Here is a 15,861-nt window from a genome sequence, read left to right as displayed (position 1 = left end):
TTGGTTGGTTGTCTGCAGCCGTTGAGAAAACTTGAGATTTTTTTGTTGGGATAGTGGTGTTAGACTCAATTAATTTCGTCATTACATTACCCATAGTTTCGATACCTAATGATAAAGGTGTAACGTCTAATAACAATACATCTTTTACATCGCCAGTTAAAACGCCACCTTGAATAGCTGCACCAATAGCAACAACTTCATCAGGATTAACGCCTTTTGATGGTTTTTTACCGAAGAATTTCTCTACTTGTTCTTGGATAACTGGGATACGAGTAGAACCTCCAACTAAAATAACTTCATCAATATCAGAAACGGATAAACCAGCATCTTTTAAAGCTTTAACTACTGGTTCCATTGAACGTTTGATTAAAGAATCAGCTAATTGTTCAAATTTAGCACGTGTTAATGTTTGTACTAAGTGTTTTGGTCCTGAAGCGGTAGCTGTAACGTATGGTAAGTTAATTTCTGTTTGAGCAGAAGCAGATAATTCAATCTTCGCTTTTTCAGCCGCTTCTTTTAAACGTTGTAACGCTGTTGGGTCTTTTCTTAAATCTAAACCTTCAGCAGCATTAAAGTCGTTTGCTAACCAGTCGATAATTACTTGGTCAAAATCGTCTCCACCTAAGTGTGTGTCTCCGTTTGTAGATAATACTTCAAAAACACCATCTCCTAATTCTAAGATAGAAATATCAAAAGTACCACCACCTAAATCGAATACAGCAATTTTTTGATCCGTACCTTGTTTGTCTAATCCGTAAGCTAATGCCGCAGCAGTTGGCTCATTGATAATTCTCATTACTTTTAAACCAGCAATTTCACCAGCTTCTTTAGTCGCTTGACGTTGTGCATCGTTAAAATATGCAGGAACAGTAATTACTGCTTCTGTAACTGAATGACCTAAATAGTCTTCAGCAGTTTTTTTCATTTTTTGCAAAGTCATTGCAGATAATTCTTGTGGCGTATATAAACGACCATCAATATCAACACGTGGTGTGTCGTTATCACCTTTAACTACTTTGTAAGCAACAGTAGAAGCCTCTTTAGCACTTTCCGAGTACTTGTTACCCATAAATCTTTTGATAGATGCAATAGTTTTAGTTGGGTTAGTTACCGCTTGTCTTTTAGCAGCATCTCCAATTTTAATTTCTCCACCTTCTACAAATGCAATTACAGATGGTGTTGTTCTTTTTCCTTCTGCATTAGCAATTACAACTGGTTCTCCACCTTCCATTACAGAAACACAAGAATTGGTTGTACCTAAATCGATTCCAATAATCTTACTCATTTTATTTAATTTTAAATTTTATTCGGTTTATTTTTTAAACTCTTTTTGCATAAGTCAAGTTTTGTGCCAAGATATCATACCAATATAAAATGTCAGTATTTCTTTTTACAAGGCCATAATGTCTGACATTGTGTCATTTGATTTACCCCTAACTTGTTGGTAATCTGTCAAGAATCCTAGGTTATTCCTAAATTAAATAAATCAAAATTCTCTATTCCGCATTCAAAGTTGTATCTTTGCCCTTCAAAATACAAATATGACATTTCAAGATTTACATTTACATAGAAATATACTTCAGGTTTTAGAAGAAGAAAAATATATTACGCCAACCCCAATTCAACAACAAGCCATACCTATTATATTAGAAGAGCACGATTTAGTTGGTTGTGCCCAAACAGGAACAGGTAAAACAGGCGCATTCGCCATTCCGATTTTAAATTATTTACATCCAATTGTAGGTTCAAAAACGAAACGTAAAGTAATTAGAACGTTGGTTTTAGCACCTACACGTGAGTTGGCACACCAAATCCAAGATAGTTTTGCTACCTACGGAAAATATATGAATACCAAATCGATGGTGATTTATGGTGGGGTAAGTCAAGTGCCGCAAGTGCAACAGCTAAAAGATGGTGTGGATATTTTAATTGCTACTCCAGGTCGCTTTTTAGATTTGAATAAACAAGGCTATTTGGATATGGATAACTTACATCATTTGGTTATTGATGAAGCGGATCAGATGTTAGATATGGGTTTTATTAATGATGTAAAGAAAATCATTAAGTTAATTCCTGAAAACCGTCAAACATTATTGTTTTCTGCTACAATGCCTGTTGCGATTAGAGAGTTGGCCGACCAATTTTTAAAGAAACCTAAATACGTTTCTGTAGCGCCAATTTCAAGCACCGCAGAACGTGTGAACCAAAAAGTATATATGGTTCAGAAAGAAGACAAACGAAAATTACTAATTCATTTAATTGAAGAAGAAAAAATAAATAACGTGTTGGTTTTTGTACGAACGAAACACAGTGCCGATAATGTCGTTAAAGCATTAAAAGTAAAAAACATTTCAGCTGAAGCGATTCACGGAAACAAATCTCAAAACAACAGAATTAAAACGTTAGACGGATTTAAAAGTCAAGAAATCTCCGTTTTAGTGGCTACAGATATTGCGGCTCGTGGTATTGATATCGATTTATTGCCTTATGTAATCAATTTCGATTTGCCAAATATTCCAGAAACGTATGTTCATAGAATTGGTAGAACAGGAAGAGCAGGAAATGAAGGTTTAGCGATTTCTTTTTGTAGTAAAGATGAATTGCCTTTTTGGAAAGACATCGAAAAGTTAACCCGTCAGCAAATTAAAGTCGTTAAAGAAAATCCGTATCCATATAGAGAATTTACAGAAGACGAATTAAAAAACAAAGAAACCGATACCCGAGGCGACAGAAGAAATCCTAGACCAAAACAAAATCACGCACCAAAAGCAGCTAAATCTGCAAATACAGATACTTCGAATTCCAGAAAATCTGATGCTTCTAAACAGAATAAGAAGCGTTGGTATTAGGAGGTAGGGTATTGTTGGCTTCGAGAGCCTCAGCCAACAATAAAGAAATAAAATATTTAAAGGCTTTGTTGACTGAGGCACTCGAAGTCAACAACTCAACTAAAACAAGTTAATGTCTTTGTTGGCTGAGGCACTCGAAGCCAACAACATAAAAGGAATAAGTTCTATAGAATTTGTTCCTTTTTTTGTTTTAACAAATACAACATATAAAAATTAGAAAGTAGTAAAAGATAAAATCCAATTTTTATTTGTCCGAATCTATCCAAAAAAATAAACATATTTGAAATAACTATTAAAATAGTAAAAGAAATATTTGAGATATAAAACCAATTTGTTTTTTCTAATTTATTCGTAAAAATTCTAATTGCTGCAATAATTGAAGACAAAATTAAAGATATCGAAAATAGTATTGAAAATAAAACCCCATTTAATCCTCTTAATCCAATATCTTCATTTTTCTTATTATCAAAATAAATTCCTACTTGACTAGATAAATCAAATACATTTTCTGATTTTTCTGAAAAATACATTTTAATTTCTTTAGCAAAATCAGTTTTACTTTCTATATCATCTTTATCAGAGATAAGTTTACTGCTAAGTTCTAATTCACTTGCTGATTTTCTTGTAAACCCATCACATTGTTTGATAAACGGACAAAAAAGTAATAAAACTATAATAACGGAAACAAATCTTAGCTTTTTCATAAGAATAAATTTTAACACTTTTTTAAGATTCAAATTCTGTGCCAATTTCTCTAATTTCTTCAATCTGTGTTCTTAAAAATAGTTTTTATTGAAATTCAAACTTAAATGTTTCAAAATTTCTAATTTCCAACTTCAAATACTATCTTTGCTACTATAACGATTTAGTATATGGAATGTATTTCAGTTTTTGATATGTTAAAAATAGGCGTAGGCCCTTCAAGTTCTCATACTTTAGGACCCTGGCGTGCTGCTGAACAATTTTTAGCCGAATTACGAAATCAAAATATAATTGCTTCGGTACATCGCGTAAAAGTCGATTTGTATGGATCATTGTCGTTGACAGGAAAAGGTCATGCCACAGACTTAGCCGTTATGTTGGGTTTAAGTGGTGCCGATCCAGAATTAGTTCCAATTGATGCTATTTCATCAATTATCGAAGACATAAAAACGAATAATGAATTGCTATTGAATAATGAATTCAAGATTCATTTTAATGTAATTTCAGATATCTTTTTCAATAAGAATTTTTTACCCTTTCACGCAAACGGATTGGTGTTTACCGCTTATACAAATGATTCAGAATACAGTTCAACTTTTTATTCTATTGGTGGTGGTTTTGTGGTTAAGGAAGCTGAAGACACAAATTCTAAGTTAGAAATAAAATGCGCTTTTCCTTTTCCAATCGATAAGGGTGTCGAATTATTGGCCTTTTGTCATTCAGAAAATAAAACAGTTTCTGATATTGTTTATGAAAACGAAAAATCAATGCGTTCTGAAGAAGTAATTCATTCTGAATTAATGAGCATTTGGCATACCATGTTAGAATGTATGTATATTGGTGCCCATACCGACGGTATTTTACCGGGTGGATTGAATGTAAAAAGAAGAGCGTACGACATGCATACCAATTTAATTGGAATTGCCAATTATAATTCGCCACAAGAATGGTTGACTTGTATACGTCAGACCGAGGTGAAATTCCGTCAAATATTAAAATGGGTATCCTGTTTTGCTTTGGCAGTAAATGAGGTAAATGCTTCTTTAGGACGAGTTGTAACCGCACCTACTAACGGAAGTGCAGGTGTTATTCCAGCAGTTTTGATGTATTATTTAGTCATTGAAAATCATTATGCTGGCGATAAAGAAATCAAACAATTTTTAATGGTGGCTGGGCAAATAGGGAGTATCTTTAAAAAAGGAGCTACTATTTCCGCAGCTATGGGCGGTTGTCAAGCAGAAATAGGCGTTTCCTCTGCTATGGCAGCAGCAGCGTTATGCGAATTAATGGGTGGTACGCCTGACCAGGTATTGGTAGCCGCTGAAATAGCCATGGAACATCATTTAGGTATGACGTGCGATCCTATTGGTGGTTTGGTGCAAGTGCCCTGCATAGAACGCAATACCATGGGGGCGATAAAAGCCATACACGCTGCAGAATTGGCTCTAGAAACCGATGCTAAAAATGTGTTGGTACCTTTAGATAAAGTGGTGGCAACTATGTGGGAAACCGCAAAAGACATGAATTCAAAATACAAAGAAACTTCCGAAGGTGGCTTAGCTATTGGAGTAGGACTGGCAGATTGTTGATTTTGATAAGTACGCCGATTTAACAGTTTTTTATTTGTAATTGAAAAATAAAAAAAGCAACACAGATTATACTAATTTCAAAAATTTCTATAATCTGTGTTCCGAAAATATATCTATTTTAAATCCGCTACATCCTTCAAATCTGCGTACCCATCTAAAATCTAAAATTCAAAACTCATTGTAGTGGTTACTGAAAAATTATCTTTTTTGGTATTGGTATCAAAAATGTTTTCGGTGGCATGATACCATTTTCCTTCTGTTCTTATTTTAAACTTCGAATTGGGTAAAAAATCAAAATTTATTGAATTTCCAAGTGTTTCAAAAGGGATTTGACTGGCTATTATTGCCTGCTTTTTATCTTGATAATATTCAATTCTATGTGCCATTTGCCATTTCGAATTGAAAGAATATTGTGTAATTAGAACCGGACTGTACCAAGTTGCTTTCTCCGTGTTTTGAGAAGAAATATCTTGCATTCCATAATCGAAACCAAGTATAGAATGCCATTTTGTATTCCAAGTTTTGTCCCAATATAAATTACTAAAATAACGCGTATTAAACTCGTCAGCGTAGGCTTCTTTACCAATAAAGGTGCTCCAGTTTAAGGTGTTTTTGCTATTTGGTTTGTATATCAATTGTGTACCAAATGATGGTGCTAAATTGCTTTTTGCTTTTTCAATACGTTGCCAACCGTTGGTTAGTAATCCAGCTACACTCCATTTTTCATTAAATTGATGATTCAGTTTTACACCCGTCATAAAATAAGGAGAATTTTCGGCAAGTATAGAACGTGTAGCCGTTAAATTAGCGTGAGTTATGGCAGATTCAAAACCAATATAACTGGGCAAAATACCCGCTTCTAAAGTGGTTGATTTGTTTTTATTTAGATACACACCTACATACGCTTCGTTTAAGTATTTGGTTTTTTCGACAGCGTAATTGGCCTCCACATACGTTCCTGAATGCACGGATACTTTAGCATATACATTTTCATAACTAATTGATGCTCTAACTAATGCGATGTTTATATTAAAGTTATTTTGTTTGTTATAATTGTATAAAAAAGCGTGTTTGTCTTTGTTTTCAGACGCATCAAAATCATAGGAATAGTACGTGTCAATATATCCTGAAATGTCTATTTTTAAATTATTTTTAGTGTTTTCTTGTGCAAAAACACCTATACTAAAACCAAAAAATAGAAAAATAAATAGTTGTCTCATAGTGCTTACATTTTTTATTATTGGTATTAAATGTATAAAAATTGTTACAATCCATATCTTTATATTAATTTTACAAAAATTTAATTCGGTATTTTACTGAACACTAAAAACTGATAACTGAACACTAAAGCGTATGTCTGTAGCAAAAAAAGATTATAAAAAAATTACTACGAAGTCGTTAATTGATATGAAAGCCAATGGTGAAAAAATTTCTATGCTAACGGCATACGATTACACAATGGCAAAAATTGTAGACACAGCAGGTATTGATGTCATTTTAGTTGGCGATTCGGCAAGTAATGTAATGGCAGGAAATGAAACCACGTTACCAATCACGTTAGACCAAATGATTTATCACGCCAGCAGTGTGGTGAAAGCTGTTGACAGAGCATTAGTTGTGGTTGATTTACCTTTCGGAAGTTACCAATCGGATCCTAAAGAGGCGTTGCGTTCTTCTATTCGTATTATGAAAGAAAGCGGCGGACATGCTGTAAAATTAGAAGGTGGTAAAGAAATTGAATCGTCTATAAAGAAAATATTAAATGCGGGTATTCCTGTTATGGGGCATTTGGGATTAACACCACAATCGATATATAAATTCGGAACGTACACCGTTCGTGCTAAAGAAGAGGAAGAAGCAGATCAATTACTTGAAGATGCTAAAATGTTAGAACGAATTGGTTGTTTTGCTCTAGTTTTAGAAAAAATACCAGCTAAATTAGCTCAAAAAGTCGCTGAAAGTATTTCTATTCCAGTTATTGGAATTGGAGCGGGGAGTGGCGTAGACGGTCAGGTGTTGGTATTACACGATATGGTCGGTATGACACACGAATTTAGCCCAAGATTCTTACGCAGATATATGAATTTATTTGAAGATATGACCAAAGCCATCGGGCAATATGTAGCTGATGTAAAATCAGTTGATTTTCCTAATGCGAACGAACAATATTAGGTTAGATTGGTTAGACTTCTTAGATTTTTAGACTGGTTAGATTTTTAGACAAGTTAGACTTTTTAGATTTTTAGACTGGTTAGATTTTTAGACAAGTTAGACTTCTTAGATTTTTAGACTGGTTAGATTGTTAGACAAGTTAGACTTTTTAGATTTTTAGACTGGTTAGACTTTTTAGATTTCTTAGAAAATTAGATTGTTAGACTTCTTAGATTTTTAGACAATTTAGATTTTTAGATTACTTAGATAATTAGACTTTGCAACTTAGTTACTTTGCAACTTCAAAAAAACAGACACAATAAAAAATAGTTATGCATAAATTTAAGGAATTGGGTATTTGGAAAAAAAGTAGGTTGTTTTGTTCTAAGATTTACAATGAAACGGCTTCTTTTCCATCAGATGAGAAGTTTGGGTTAATCAATCAGTTAAGACGTGCATCTGTTTCAATTCCTTCAAACATAGCAGAAGGTTCATCAAGAAATTCCAATAAAGAATTTGCAAGATTTTTAGAGATTTCTATAGGTTCTGCGTATGAAGTAGAAACACAGTTATTAATTTCTGAAGATTTGGGTTTTTTAACCCCAGAAAAAGCAAAAGAATTATGCCAACAAGTAGAAGAAATCATCAAAATGACTTCAAAATTTCGTTCCACATTAAAAATCTAACAATCTAACCTTCTAAGAAATCTAATAATCTAATCTTCTAACAATCTAAAAGGTCTAACCATCTAACCTTCTAAGTAATCTAACCATCTAAGAAATCTAAACCTCTAACAATCTAACAATCTAACCTTCTAAGAAGTCTAAAAATATAAAATAAAAATGAAAATAGTTTCCGATTCAAAAAATCTTCAAATTCTACATGAAGACAATCATATAATAGTAGTTAATAAGCGCGTTGGCGATATTGTACAAGGTGATAAAACCGGTGATGAGCCTTTATCAGATATTGTGAAATCGTATTTAAAAGTAGCGTACGACAAACCGGGTGAGGTGTTTTTAGGTGTAGTACATCGTTTGGACAGACCAACAACTGGAATTGTAGTGTTTGCTAAAACATCAAAAGCATTAACCCGTTTGAATGAAACGTTTAAAAACAGAGAAACACAAAAAACCTATTGGGCTATCGTAAAAAATGCGCCGCCAAAAACGGAAGATACTTTAGTGCATTTTTTACGAAGAAATACTAAAAACAATACTTCTAAAGCGCATTTAAAAGAAGTGCCGGATGCTAAAGAAGCCAAGTTATCGTATAAAATTATTAAGAAATTAGATAATTATTACGCTTTAGAAATTGATTTACATACCGGACGTCATCATCAAATTAGAGCACAACTTACTGCTGTAGGTTGCCCAATTAAAGGCGACTTAAAATACGGATTTGATAGAAGTAATCCCAACGGAGGTATTCATTTACACGCAAGAAAATTAGTCTTAACACATCCTGTTACTAAAGATCCATTAGAACTTATCGCTCCTGTTCCGGACGATGTGTTGTGGAAGTTGGTTTAAGTGAGTCGTAAAGTCGTAAAGTCGAAAGTCGTAAAGTCGAAAGTCCTAAATCGTAAATAAACTTTACTAATTCATATTAGGCAAATTTTTTTTTGTATTTTTGAACCTTAAAATTTAAAACTATGTCAACAGTTACATTGGGAGGAAATCCTGTAAATACAAATGACGCATTACCAGCTATTGGTTCTGCCGCGCCACAATTTCAATTAGTAGGAAACGATTTGTCTGAAATTTCTTTACAAGATTTTAAAGGTCAACGTGTCATCTTAAATATTTTTCCAAGTATTGATACACCTACTTGTGCTACTTCGGTACGAACGTTTAATAAAATGGCTAACGATTTACCGAACACTAAAGTGTTGTGTATTTCTAAAGATTTGCCTTTTGCTCAAAAACGTTTTTGTGGTTCGGAAGGATTAGATAATGTAGTGAACTTATCAGATTTTAGAGATGGAAGTTTTGGTACTGCCTATGGTGTTACTTTAATTGATTCTGCTCTAAAAGGATTACACGCCAGAGCTATTGTTGTAATTGATGAAAGTGGCAATGTTTCGTATTCTGAATTGGTTAGTGAAATTGCTAACGAACCAAATTACGAAGCGGCTTTAAACGCATAAAATAAATGATTCAAGATAAAAGATTTTTTTCAGGAAGAGTTAAAAGTATTGGATTTGCTGTAAAAGGTGCCTTTAAATTAGTTGCTACGGAACATAGTATAATGGTGCAATTTTCTATTATGCTTTTAATGATTTTTGCTGGATTTTATTTCCATATTAGTCGTGAAGAGTGGATGTTGCAAGTACTAGCTTTTGGTTTGGTATTGGGTATTGAAGGCATAAATACCGCAGTAGAGAAAATAGCAGATTTTATTCATCCTGAGTTTCATGACAGAATTGGTTTTATTAAAGATATTGCTGCTGGTGCTGTTTTGTTTGCAGCAACTAGCGCATTAACAGTTGGTGCTTTAATTTATGTGCCTAAACTATTTAATTTATAGAAATTAATGGCTAAAAAAGTAACAACAAGCGCTTCAACTAAAAAACTGCGTACTTCTATATTTAAAACCACACGAGGACAAAAGTTTGTTTTTGGTTTTTTGTTCGTTATTATTGCATTGTTTTTATTGTTATCTTTTATATCGTATTATATTTCAGGCAGTAACGACCAAAGTCAAATAAATGAGTTGGCCAATAGAAACGTAGTCGTTGAAAATTGGCTGGGAAAAATTGGTGCTTGGTTGGCTGATTTCTTTTTGTATAAAGGTTTTGGTATTGCTTCTTTCTTATTTGTTAAGATTTTCTTTTTAATTGGCGCGTATTTGCTAGTTGATTTGCCATTAAGTAAAATTTACAAATCTACTTTTTGGGATTTGTATGCAATGGTTATTATTTCTTTGTTTTTTGGACTAATGTGGGCGTATGTTCCTCACTTATCAGGCGTTATTGGTTTCGAACTGCATGATTTAATTCAAGATTATGCGGGGGATATTGGTACCATTATGATTTTAGTTTTCAGTGTAATTGTATTTTTAATTTTTAAGGTTAAAGTCTCTCCAGATAAATTAAAAGACTTTTTAGATGCGAAACCTTCACCCTTAGCCGTTGATGATGAAAATGAAGGTGAAACAGGAAACACTATTCTGTCAGAAGTTGATGATGAAGCCCCTATTCCGGTGACTTCTTTTAAGAAAAGCCTTATTATTGAAGAAACACCTGATGATGAATGGACAAACATGAAAGTGATTGATCGAGACGTGCCTTCATCATTTGAAATTGATAAATCGGCTTTGAAGCCAACCATACAAAATGCGTCTGAAATTAAATTAGACACACCACCACAAGAAACCACTAAACAACCTGAAATTATAGCTACAGAAGACGCTTCTTTTGTTATTGAAAAACCAGAAGAGGAAGACATTGTAGAAGCAAGTATCGCCCAACGTTTGGTGCAAGATTTTGGCGAATTTGATCCAACTTTAGAGTTGTCTAATTTTAAAATGCCATCTATTGAATTGCTGAAAGATTATTCGGGAGTAGGCATTACGATTAATCAAGCAGAATTAGAGGAAAATAAAAATAAGATTGTAGATACGTTAAAGAACTACAAAATAGAAATTGCTCAAATTAAAGCGACTGTTGGACCAACCGTTACGTTATATGAAATAGTCCCTGAAGCAGGTATTCGTATTTCTAAAATTAAGAGTTTGGAAGATGATATCGCCTTGTCGTTATCGGCATTAGGTATTCGTATCATTGCGCCCATTCCTGGTAAAGGAACTATTGGTATTGAAGTACCAAATGCCAATCCATCGATGGTTTCTATGAGAAGTGCGATTGCTTCGCCTAAATTCCAACAAGCAGAAATGGAATTGCCTATTGCTTTAGGAAAAACCATTTCTAATGAAACGTTAGTAGTGGATTTGGCTAAAATGCCTCACTTATTAATGGCAGGAGCTACTGGACAAGGTAAATCGGTAGGGTTAAATGCCGTATTGACATCATTATTATACAAAAAACATCCAGCGGAAGTGAAGTTTGTATTGGTGGATCCGAAAAAAGTAGAATTAACACTTTTTAATAAGATTGAACGTCATTATTTGGCTAAATTACCTGATACAGATGAGGCAATTATTACCGATAATGCCAAAGTAATCAATACCTTAAACTCGTTGTGTTTGGAAATGGACAATCGGTATTCTTTACTTAAAGATGCGATGGTGCGTAATATTAAAGAGTATAACGATAAGTTTAAACAACGAAAATTAAACCCAGAAAATGGACACCGTTTTTTACCGTATATCGTTTTAGTGGTAGATGAGTTTGCCGATTTAATTATGACAGCGGGTAAAGAGGTAGAAATGCCTATTGCGCGTTTGGCTCAATTGGCTCGTGCTATCGGAATTCATTTGATTATTGCTACGCAGCGTCCGTCTGTGAATGTAATTACGGGTATGATTAAAGCCAATTTCCCAGCAAGAATTGCCTTTCGAGTAACCTCTAAAATTGACTCAAGAACCATCTTAGATTCAGGAGGTGCCGACCAATTAATTGGTAGAGGGGATTTGTTGTTTTCTAATGGAAATGATTTAATTCGTGTGCAATGTGCCTTTGTAGATACCCCAGAGGTAGAACGTATTTGTGATTTTATTGGTTCACAGAAGGCGTATCCCGATGCGTATTTACTGCCAGATTATGTTGGAGAAGATAGTGGCATAAAACTTGATATGGATATATCGGAACGTGATTCTTTATTTAGAGATGCGGCTGAGGTAGTTGTCTCTGCACAACAAGGTTCGGCATCTTTAATTCAAAGAAAACTAAAATTAGGGTACAACCGAGCAGGACGAATTATTGACCAGTTAGAAGCCGCAGGTATTGTAGGTCCTTTTGAAGGTAGCAAAGCCAGACAAGTTTTAATTACGGATATGAATTCGCTAGAAATATTTTTTAAGAACGAACAATAGATTGAAAACAGTATAATGAAAAAATTAGTTACATTATCAGTTATAGCCCTTTTTTTAGTGGCATTTACAACTGTAGAAGATACTCCACCGAAAGAGAAAAATGCGGGTAAAGCATTATTAGATAAAGTAGTTAGCAAGGCCAAATCGTATAAAAATATGGTGATTGACTTCAAATATGCTATCAATAATTCAGCAGAAAACATCAATCAGGAAAATAAAGGTTCGGTTATGTTACAAGGTAACAAGTACTATTTAACTTTTATGGGCGTAACCAAACTATTTGATGGAAAGAAAATTTATACCATCTTACCAGAAGATGAAGAAATTACAGTTTCTAAGAATGATGAGAGTGATCCCAACACCATGTCTCCAAACAAAATATTTACCTTCTTTAAAAAAGGATTCAAATATTCAATGGATATCAAACAACCTATGGCTGGGAAAACCATTCAATATGTAAAACTTACACCTTCAAGTGTAACAGATAAACGAAAAGAAATCTTAATCGGTATTGATACCAAAACCAATCATATCTACAACCTAATTGAAGTAGGTAAAAACGGTACCAGAACCACTTTAACAGTTACTTCGTTTAAATTTAACCAAAAGTTAGCAAAAAATCAGTTTACCTTTGTAAAAGCGAAATATCCAAATTATTATATTAATAAAGCCGATTAAGTAGTATCTTTTCGTATACCCACTCCATGAAAATAATTGATAAATATTTATTAAAAACATTCTTGATTACGTTTGCTACGGTATTCGTAATCCTTTTTTTTATTTTCATATTACAAAGTATTTGGTTGTTTATTGCTGAATTAGCGGGTAAGGATTTGGATTTTATGACCATCTTAAAATTCATCTTTTTCTATTCGCCTATTATGGTGCCTTTGGTGTTGCCTTTGTCTATTTTATTGTCATCCATTATGACCTTTGGTAGCTTTGCTGAAAACTATGAGTTTGCGGCTATGAAATCGGGTGGAATTTCTTTGGGTAGGGCTATGCGGTATTTAATTGTTTGTACCGTTTTGTTCAGTGGTATTGCCTTTTTATTTGCAAATAGTATTATTCCTGAAGCACAATTTCGTTTTATTAATTTAAGAAAAACCATTGTGCAAACCAAACCGGCTATGGCTATTGGTGAAGGGCAATTTAGTAAAATTGGTACAACTACTTCTATTTATGTAGAAAAGAAATCGGGGGAAAACGGCTCGTTTTTAGAGGGTATTACGATGCATATGAAGAAAGGAGAGTTTGGTATGGTGACTACCGTTATTAAAGCTAAAAAAGGCATATTGAAAAGTGATGAATCTACCAATTTATTGCAGTTGGATTTATTAGATGGTAATTATTACGAGGACATTCAGCCCAAAAAGTTTGAAGAGCGCGACAAGCTGCCTTTTGCTAAAAGTAGTTTTAAGAAATATACGGTTACTATTGATTTAGCTAAACTAAATACAAATGCTAACGAAGGCAACGATTTGGTAAATACCTATAATATGCTAAATATGAGCGAATTGAAATATACGATTGATTCGCTGCAATTGACTTTTAATAAAGATGTTGTCTCGTATAGCGATAACTTAGATAAAAGTGGAGAAAGTCTTTCTATGGTGTACAATGTCCCTGTGGTATCCTCTGTAGTGGTGCCTAAGTTACCAAAACCAACTGACGATTTAATGGATTTATTTCCTGCCGATAAAAAAGCACAAGTAATAGACGTTGCAAAGAACAATCTTAACAATACTATTTTTACTTTGGATGGGTATAAAACCGATTTGGAGTTTAAACAAAACAACATAAACGACCACTGGATTGGGTTTTACGATAAAATACTAATTGCCTATTCGTGTTTGTTGATGTTTTTTATTGGTGCTCCTTTGGGTGCTATTATTAGAAAAGGGGGGCTTGGATTGCCTATCGTATTTGCGGTAGCAATTTTTATCACATTTAATTTTGCCAATACCTTTGGTAAAAAATTAGCTAGCCAAGACGCCATTCCTCCGTTTATTGGAGTTGCTGCAGGTGCTTTGATATTGACACCTTTTGCCATATTATTTACGTATAGAGCCACTAAAGATATGGGATTAACCATCGATTTAGATTGGCTGATTGTACCCATTAAAAAAATGCTAACGAAACGAAATACTAATTCGCTACCTAGCGAAAACATTACAACTAATGAGTCATAAAATACAACTGAATACCATAGAAGAAGCCATAGAAGATATCCGTCAGGGTAAAATGATTATTGTGGTAGATGATGAAGACAGAGAAAATGAGGGCGATTTTTTAGCCGCTGCTGACAAAGTTACGCCTGAAATGATCAATTTTATGGCTACGCACGGAAAAGGGCTTATTTGCGTTCCGTTAACCGAATCGAGATGTAAGGAATTGGAATTGCATACCATGGTGACGAACAATACGGACAACATGGAAACGGCATTTACAGTTTCTGTAGATTTAAAAGGGAATGGGGTAACTACCGGAATTTCTGCTGCCGACCGTGCTAAAACTATTGAAGCCTTAGTGCATCCAGATACCAAACCTTATGAACTGGGACGACCAGGACATATTTTTCCTTTAATTGCCCGTCAAGGTGGGGTGTTACGAAGAACAGGGCATACAGAAGCGGCCATTGATTTTGCCCGTTTGGCAGGTTATTCTTCTGCTGGTGTGATTTGTGAGATTATGAATGATGATGGTACAATGGCACGTTTACCAGAATTGGTTGAGGTGGCTAAGAAATTCGATTTGAAATTGGTTTCTATTGAAGACTTGGTGGCGTACCGAATGCAACACGACAGTTTGATTAAGAAAAAAGAAGACTTTGAAATACAAACCCGTTTTGGAACGTACCGTTTGCGTGCGTATTTGCAAGTTACGAACAAACAGGTGCATATTGCTTTAACTAAAGGAAGTTGGAGTATGGGTGAGGCCATTTTAACTCGTATTAACTCTACGCAAGTAACGAATGATATATTGGGTAGTTTAACCGATACGTTAAATAAGAAGTTAGAAGATATCTTTAAGAAATTTGAATCGTATGAGAAGTGTGCGATTTTGTTTATCAATCAGGAAATGCAATCGGTGGAATTGTTGGATCGTTTGGCCGAGTTGAAACGCTTGCAAGCTTCAGGTGATTTTACAACACCACGAATTGCTGTAGATACGAAAGACTTTGGAATTGGTGCGCAAATTTTACATGATATAGATGTTACTAAGATTAAGTTACTAACCAATTCGTACCAAAACAAACGTGTGGGAATGATAGGTTACGGCTTAGAAATAACGGAATATTTGAATTATTAAATTTAAAGTAAGGGAGTAAATAGTGACTATCAGCTATTTAAAAAAAACTTACAAAAAAAGTAATGCATTTGTTTTTTTAATAGAAAAAACCTTTTATATTTGCACTCGCATTACGAAAGTGGTGCACGTCTTATTGGAGAAATGGCAGAGCGGTCGAATGCGGCAGTCTTGAAAACTGTTGACTGTAACAGGTCCGGGGGTTCGAATCCCTCTTTCTCCGCGAAATTAAAACCCTAACCACTGTTAATCAGCAAATTAGGGTT

14 protein-coding genes and 1 tRNA gene are annotated in these 15,861 nt (G+C 34.1%); 12 read left to right on the top strand and 3 right to left on the bottom strand.

Annotated features, from left to right (window positions below):
• Nucleotides 1-1,285 (bottom strand): molecular chaperone DnaK (gene dnaK, locus ABWP78_RS09305; RefSeq protein ID WP_353170829.1); only part of this gene is annotated, 1,285 nt, incomplete at its 3' end.
• A 256-nt stretch (nt 1,286-1,541) separates the two neighbouring features.
• On the opposite strand from dnaK, the gene ABWP78_RS09300 reads away from it, so the two are divergent.
• On the top strand, nt 1,542-2,849 hold the full coding sequence (locus tag ABWP78_RS09300; RefSeq protein WP_353170826.1) for a DEAD/DEAH box helicase: 1,308 nt from the start codon (nt 1,542-1,544) through the stop codon (nt 2,847-2,849).
• Nucleotides 2,850-3,013: 164 nt separating this feature from the next.
• Here the strand turns inward: ABWP78_RS09300 and ABWP78_RS09295 are convergent, their stop codons facing one another.
• Complete coding sequence (locus ABWP78_RS09295; protein ID WP_353170824.1) at nt 3,014-3,553, bottom strand: hypothetical protein; 540 nt, start codon at nt 3,551-3,553, stop codon at nt 3,014-3,016.
• A 168-nt stretch (nt 3,554-3,721) separates the two neighbouring features.
• Here ABWP78_RS09295 and ABWP78_RS09290 point away from each other — a divergent pair, with 168 nt between their 5' ends.
• Nucleotides 3,722-5,140, top strand: a complete 1,419-nt coding sequence (locus ABWP78_RS09290; protein ID WP_353170821.1) for an L-serine ammonia-lyase — start codon at nt 3,722-3,724, stop codon at nt 5,138-5,140.
• A gap of 161 nt (nt 5,141-5,301) precedes the next feature.
• Here the strand turns inward: ABWP78_RS09290 and ABWP78_RS09285 are convergent, their stop codons facing one another.
• On the bottom strand, nt 5,302-6,360 hold the full coding sequence (locus ABWP78_RS09285) for a porin (RefSeq protein WP_353170818.1): 1,059 nt from the start codon (nt 6,358-6,360) through the stop codon (nt 5,302-5,304).
• Between the two features lie 133 nt (nt 6,361-6,493).
• Between ABWP78_RS09285 and panB the strand changes: the two genes are divergently transcribed.
• The 10 genes from panB to ABWP78_RS09235 all read left to right on the top strand — a co-directional run bounded on the left by panB (nt 6,494) and on the right by ABWP78_RS09235 (nt 15,818).
• Entirely contained in the window at nt 6,494-7,312 is an 819-nt protein-coding gene (gene panB / locus ABWP78_RS09280; RefSeq protein WP_291241744.1) for a 3-methyl-2-oxobutanoate hydroxymethyltransferase, read from the top strand.
• Between the two features lie 311 nt (nt 7,313-7,623).
• A complete protein-coding gene (locus ABWP78_RS09275; RefSeq protein WP_353170815.1) occupies nt 7,624-7,977 on the top strand; it encodes a four helix bundle protein in 354 nt (117 codons plus the stop codon).
• Nucleotides 7,978-8,133: 156 nt separating this feature from the next.
• Nucleotides 8,134-8,823: an RluA family pseudouridine synthase gene (locus ABWP78_RS09270; protein ID WP_291241743.1), complete on the top strand. Its 690-nt coding sequence runs from the start codon at nt 8,134-8,136 to the stop codon at nt 8,821-8,823.
• A 122-nt stretch (nt 8,824-8,945) separates the two neighbouring features.
• A complete protein-coding gene (gene tpx / locus ABWP78_RS09265; RefSeq protein WP_353170812.1) occupies nt 8,946-9,440 on the top strand; it encodes a thiol peroxidase in 495 nt (164 codons plus the stop codon).
• 5 nt (nt 9,441-9,445) lie between these two features.
• Nucleotides 9,446-9,820 carry a diacylglycerol kinase family protein gene (locus ABWP78_RS09260; RefSeq protein WP_353170810.1) on the top strand — a complete coding sequence of 125 codons (375 nt, stop codon included), beginning with the start codon at nt 9,446-9,448 and terminating at the stop codon, nt 9,818-9,820.
• A gap of 6 nt (nt 9,821-9,826) precedes the next feature.
• A complete protein-coding gene (locus ABWP78_RS09255) occupies nt 9,827-12,286 on the top strand; it encodes a DNA translocase FtsK (RefSeq protein ID WP_353170807.1) in 2,460 nt (819 codons plus the stop codon).
• Nucleotides 12,287-12,301: 15 nt separating this feature from the next.
• A complete protein-coding gene (lolA1, locus tag ABWP78_RS09250; RefSeq protein WP_353170804.1) occupies nt 12,302-12,964 on the top strand; it encodes an outer membrane lipoprotein periplasmic chaperone LolA1 in 663 nt (220 codons plus the stop codon).
• A gap of 26 nt (nt 12,965-12,990) precedes the next feature.
• Nucleotides 12,991-14,478 carry an LptF/LptG family permease gene (locus tag ABWP78_RS09245; RefSeq protein ID WP_353170801.1) on the top strand — a complete coding sequence of 496 codons (1,488 nt, stop codon included), beginning with the start codon at nt 12,991-12,993 and terminating at the stop codon, nt 14,476-14,478.
• Nucleotides 14,468-15,598, top strand: a complete 1,131-nt coding sequence (gene ribB / locus ABWP78_RS09240; RefSeq protein WP_353170798.1) for a 3,4-dihydroxy-2-butanone-4-phosphate synthase — start codon at nt 14,468-14,470, stop codon at nt 15,596-15,598. The genes ABWP78_RS09245 and ribB overlap by 11 nt, the downstream gene beginning before the upstream one ends.
• Nucleotides 15,599-15,733: 135 nt before the next feature.
• Nucleotides 15,734-15,818: transfer RNA gene (locus tag ABWP78_RS09235), tRNA-Ser, on the top strand.
• Nucleotides 15,819-15,861 lie beyond the last annotated feature (43 nt).

This window comes from Flavobacterium sp. (genome assembly GCF_040402955.1).
Classification (GTDB): Bacteria; Bacteroidota; Bacteroidia; order Flavobacteriales; family Flavobacteriaceae; genus Flavobacterium.
This window is presented reverse-complemented; position numbering and strand designations above follow the sequence as displayed.

Coding starts and splice junctions, on each gene's coding strand:
- ABWP78_RS09300 (WP_353170826.1), top strand. CDS start 1,542: ATGACATTTCAAGATTTACATTTACATAGAAATATACTTCAGGTTTTA.
- ABWP78_RS09295 (WP_353170824.1), bottom strand. CDS start 3,553: ATGAAAAAGCTAAGATTTGTTTCCGTTATTATAGTTTTATTACTTTTT.
- ABWP78_RS09290 (WP_353170821.1), top strand. CDS start 3,722: ATGGAATGTATTTCAGTTTTTGATATGTTAAAAATAGGCGTAGGCCCT.
- ABWP78_RS09285 (WP_353170818.1), bottom strand. CDS start 6,360: ATGAGACAACTATTTATTTTTCTATTTTTTGGTTTTAGTATAGGTGTT.
- panB (WP_291241744.1), top strand. CDS start 6,494: ATGTCTGTAGCAAAAAAAGATTATAAAAAAATTACTACGAAGTCGTTA.
- ABWP78_RS09275 (WP_353170815.1), top strand. CDS start 7,624: ATGCATAAATTTAAGGAATTGGGTATTTGGAAAAAAAGTAGGTTGTTT.
- ABWP78_RS09270 (WP_291241743.1), top strand. CDS start 8,134: ATGAAAATAGTTTCCGATTCAAAAAATCTTCAAATTCTACATGAAGAC.
- tpx (WP_353170812.1), top strand. CDS start 8,946: ATGTCAACAGTTACATTGGGAGGAAATCCTGTAAATACAAATGACGCA.
- ABWP78_RS09260 (WP_353170810.1), top strand. CDS start 9,446: ATGATTCAAGATAAAAGATTTTTTTCAGGAAGAGTTAAAAGTATTGGA.
- ABWP78_RS09255 (WP_353170807.1), top strand. CDS start 9,827: ATGGCTAAAAAAGTAACAACAAGCGCTTCAACTAAAAAACTGCGTACT.
- lolA1 (WP_353170804.1), top strand. CDS start 12,302: ATGAAAAAATTAGTTACATTATCAGTTATAGCCCTTTTTTTAGTGGCA.
- ABWP78_RS09245 (WP_353170801.1), top strand. CDS start 12,991: ATGAAAATAATTGATAAATATTTATTAAAAACATTCTTGATTACGTTT.
- ribB (WP_353170798.1), top strand. CDS start 14,468: ATGAGTCATAAAATACAACTGAATACCATAGAAGAAGCCATAGAAGAT.